This is a genomic window from Rhizobacter sp. (genome assembly GCF_031412495.1).
GTDB lineage: Bacteria > Pseudomonadota > Gammaproteobacteria > Burkholderiales > Burkholderiaceae_C > Schlegelella_A.
The window spans coordinates 1-3867 of record NZ_JANODC010000170.1; the positions used below are offsets into that span (position 1 = coordinate 1).

The window sequence follows — 3867 nt, forward strand, 5'->3', positions numbered from 1 at the left end:
CGACACCGGCTTCATCGACCGCATCGCCGCGCAGTACGAAGGCGAGAGGGGCAAGGACTTCCACTTCGCCTATCACCTCGCGCCGCCGCTGACGGCGAGCAAGAACGCCGCCGGCGAGCTGCAGAAGCGGCGCTACGGGCCGTGGATGTTGAGCGCGTTCCGCGTCCTGGCGCGCCTGAAGTTCCTGCGCGGCACGCCGCTCGACCCGTTCGGCTACGCCGAGGAGCGGCGCACCGAGCGCGAGCTGGTGCAGGAATACCGCTCCTCGATCGAGGAGATCCTGCGCTCGCTCGGCCCCGCCAACGTGGCCCTGGCGCTCGAGATCGCGCGCATCCCCGAGATGATCCGCGGCTTCGGCCACGTGAAGGCACGCCATCTCGAGGCGGCGCGGCCGAAGTGGGACGCGCTCATGGCCGACTGGCGCGCCGGCCCGCTTCGCCTGCCCGGCGGCGTCGGCGACACGGTGACGCTCGACACCGGCCCCGACACGCTGCCGCTGGCGCAGGGCACCGACTCCCGCCTCTCGGCCTGATCCGGGCCGGGGCGGCAGCCGCCGCCCCGGGGGCGCGGCCGTCCCGCGCCGCTGCAGGCTGTCCGCGGCGGCGGCCGTTTCGTCGCAGCGGCGTGGGCGGCGTCGCGGCTCGCCCGTACAGTGGCCGCACCGGTCGACTTCCGTCCGGCCCCTTCGATGACGACTCCCCCGCCCCAGACGGATCCACGGGCCGCGCCGCCAACCTCGGTACCGGCGCCAGGACCGGCCGAGCCCGCCCGGCTGCAGAGCGGCTGGCAGCGCTTCGCCGCCCGTGCCCTCGCTCTCTTCCACGCCTACGCCAACTGGCTGGTCTCGATCTCGTGGAAGCGCTTCCTCGTCATCGCCGTCCTGGTCCTGATCGCCGCGGAGATCCTGCAGCAGCTGCCGCCCTTCAACCTGCCGATGCTGGGCCTGGCTTCGGACCCGCGGCCGCCCCTGCCGCCCCTGCCGCCGCTGCCTCCGGTGCCGCCACCGGGGGGCGCGGACGTGACGATCTCGATCGGCCGCGACGGCGTCCGCATCTCGCCGCGCGCCGCCTCCGCCGCCGGGCCGGCGACGTCGGCCGCACCGAGCATCGAGATCCGCCTGCCGCCCGGCGCCGACAGCGACGCCGTGCGCGAGGCCGTCGAGGAAGCCCGTGTCGCCGTGGCCGAAGCGATCCGCGAGGCGCAGCAAGAACGCGCGGAGGCAGCGCGCGAAGCCGCTGCCGAGGCCACGGCGGAAGGACGCGCCGGTGCACAGGTCCGGCAGGCGGTGCGCCGGGCGCGCACCGCTCGCCTCGGCGACTTCCTGGAAGAGATCGCCTGGCTGCTCGTCCTCGGCTCGGCGATCCTGAAGATCACCTACAAGGGCAAGATGCAGGCGGAGGTGAAGGCTGCCGTGGCCACCGAGACGGCCGAGTCGGAGCAGCTGAAGCGCCAGGTCGTGGAGGCGCGGATGGCGGCCATGCAGGCCCAGGTCGAGCCGCACTTCCTGTTCAACACCCTGGCCTCGATCGACCACCTGATCCAGACCGATCCGCCGCGGGCCAGCCAGATGCAGAAGAACCTGATCGCGCTGCTGCGGGCGTCGATGCCGTCGATGCGCGAGTCGCATCCGGGCGGGCACGACCTCGGTCGCGAGATGGCGGTCGTCCGCCCTTACGTCGAGATCCTGAAGGTGCGCATGGAAGACCGCCTGCAGGCCCGCATCGACGTGCCGAACGGGCTGCTCTCGGCCGAGTTCCCGCCGATGATGATCCAGTCGCTGGTCGAGAACGCGATCAAGCACGGCCTCGAGCCGAAGGCCGAGGGCGGCTCGCTCTCGGTGAATGCCGAGATCGTCGACGGCCAGCTCGCCGTCACCGTGGCCGACACCGGGCTCGGCTTCGGCAAGGCCCACACCGCCGGCACGGGCACGGGCCTGGCCAATATCCGCGACCGCCTGAAGCTGCTCTACGGCGACCGGGCCGCGCTGGTGGTCGCCGACAACGAGCCGACCGGCACCGTGGTCACCATCACCGTGCCCTACCAGGCCAGGCCGGTGCCGCCCGCAGCCGACCGATCCCGAGCCCCGACGAACACCGCATGACGACCATCACCGCGATCATTGCCGACGACGAACGCCTGCTTCGCGAGCAGCTGCGCGCGCGCCTGCTCGAGGTCTGGCCCGAGCTCGAGATCGTGGCCGAGGCCAAGAACGGCGCCGAGGCCGTGGCGCTGACGGAGACGCACCGTCCCGACATCGTCTTCCTCGACATCCGGATGCCGGGCATGACGGGCATCGAGGCGGCACGGGCGATCGCGCAGCTGCCCGTCGACGAGGACGGCGATGGCGCCGCCGCCGACCCGGCACGGCCTTGGCGGGGTTGCGAGATCGTCTTCATCACCGCGTACGACCAGTACGCCGTCGAGGCCTTCGAGCAGGGGGTCGTCGACTACGTGCTCAAGCCTGCCGATCGCGAGCGCCTGCAGGTCACGGTCGAGCGGCTCAGGAAGCGCATCGAGCAGCGCGCCGGCAGCGCGCCGCCCGACGCCGCCGGCATGCAGCAGCTGCTGCAGAAGCTCGCGGCGCAGATGAACCCGGCCTCGGCGCCGAAGATGAAGTGGGTCCAGGCGAGCGTCGGCTCGAGCATCCAGATGATCCCGGTCGAGGACGTGCTCTTCTTCATCTCGGACGAGAAGTACACGCGGGTGCAGACGGCCACGCTCGAGGCGCTGATCCGCAAGCCGATCAAGGAGCTGGTCGAGGAGCTCGACGCCGACCTCTTCTGGCAGATCCATCGCTCGACGCTGGTCAACACGCGCGCCATCGCCGGCGTCACGCGCGACCTGCGCGGCCGCCAGCTGGTGTCGGTGCGCGGCCGCCCCGAGAAGCTCGAGGTGAGCCGGAGCTACGTCGGGCTGTTCAAGGGCATGTAGGAGCGGGCCGGCCCGAAGGCTCGGCCCGGAGTCCCGTCACGACGCCTTCTCGGTCGCCGCCGCCGCCGCGGCGAGCTCCGCCCGCGCGGCCGCGGCGGCGCGCAGGGCCAGCAGCTTCGCACGCGGATCCTCGCCGGCGCGCGCCTCCTGCAGCTTCATCTCGCCGATGAAGCGGCTCGGCAGCGCCGCCGCCATCTCGCGGCCGCGCTTCCTGCGCCGGAGCGTGCTGACGGCGAGCGTCGCGCGGGCCCGGGTGATGCCGACGTACATCAGGCGGCGCTCCTCCTCGAGGCGCAGCGCGCTCGCCTCCTCGTCGTCGCTGCGGAACGGCAGCAGGCCCTCGTTGACCCCGGCGAGGAAGACGTGGCGCCACTCCAGCCCCTTGGCCGCATGCAGCGTCGACAGCGTGACGACGTTCTGGTCGTCACCGCGCTCGGCCAGGCTGACGATGACCGAGATCGTCTGCGCGACGTCGAGGACGCTGCGGGGCTCGACGGCCTCGTCGCCCTCGGCCGTCGCGCCCGAGCCGCCGCAGCGGCGGGCGATCCAGTCGACGAAATCGAGCACGTTGCTCCAGCGGCCGGCGGCGAGCGCCGGCGAGTCGTCGCCCTCGTGCAGGTGCGCCTCGTAGCCGATGTCCTTCAGCCAGACGAGCAGGAACTCCCGGGCCGGCTCGGCGCCGACGGTCTGCCGGGCCCGGTACTGCAGGTCGTTCACGCAGCGACCGAACTCGTGCAGGGCGCCGATCGAGCGCTGCGGCAGCGCCGTTCCCAGCGACTCGGCGAACAGGGCCGCGAATAGGCTGGTCTTCCAGCGCCCGGCGAAGGTGCCGAGCGAGGCCAGGGTCTGGTGGCCGATGCCGCGCTTCGGGCTCGTCACCGCGCGCAGGAAGGCCGGGTCGTCGTCGTCGTTGACGAGCAGGCGCAGCCAGGCGCA

4 protein-coding genes are annotated in these 3867 nt (G+C 72.6%); 3 read left to right on the forward strand and 1 reads right to left on the reverse strand.

Annotated elements, in window-relative coordinates:
• The 3 genes from AC30N0_RS06345 to AC30N0_RS06355 form a co-directional block, all read left to right on the forward strand.
• Positions 1 to 532, forward strand: a 532-nt coding sequence (locus AC30N0_RS06345; RefSeq protein ID WP_489517082.1) for a DUF6537 domain-containing protein, incomplete at its 5' end; no start/stop codon positions are given.
• 156 nt (positions 533 to 688) lie between these two features.
• On the forward strand, positions 689 to 2101 hold the full coding sequence (locus AC30N0_RS06350; RefSeq protein WP_489517083.1) for a sensor histidine kinase: 1413 nt from the start codon (positions 689 to 691) through the stop codon (positions 2099 to 2101).
• On the forward strand, positions 2098 to 2931 hold the full coding sequence (locus AC30N0_RS06355; protein WP_489517084.1) for a LytR/AlgR family response regulator transcription factor: 834 nt from the start codon (positions 2098 to 2100) through the stop codon (positions 2929 to 2931). The genes AC30N0_RS06350 and AC30N0_RS06355 overlap by 4 nt, the downstream gene beginning before the upstream one ends.
• A gap of 36 nt (positions 2932 to 2967) precedes the next feature.
• Here AC30N0_RS06355 and AC30N0_RS06360 read toward each other — a convergent pair.
• Positions 2968 to 3867 (reverse strand): 3'-5' exonuclease (locus AC30N0_RS06360; RefSeq protein WP_489517085.1); only part of this gene is annotated, 900 nt, incomplete at its 5' end.

What these genes read in the sequence shown, in the direction of transcription:
- AC30N0_RS06350 (WP_489517083.1), top strand. Translation starts at nt 689, where the DNA reads ATGACGACTCCCCCGCCCCAGACGGATCCACGGGCCGCGCCGCCAACC.
- AC30N0_RS06355 (WP_489517084.1), top strand. Translation starts at nt 2,098, where the DNA reads ATGACGACCATCACCGCGATCATTGCCGACGACGAACGCCTGCTTCGC.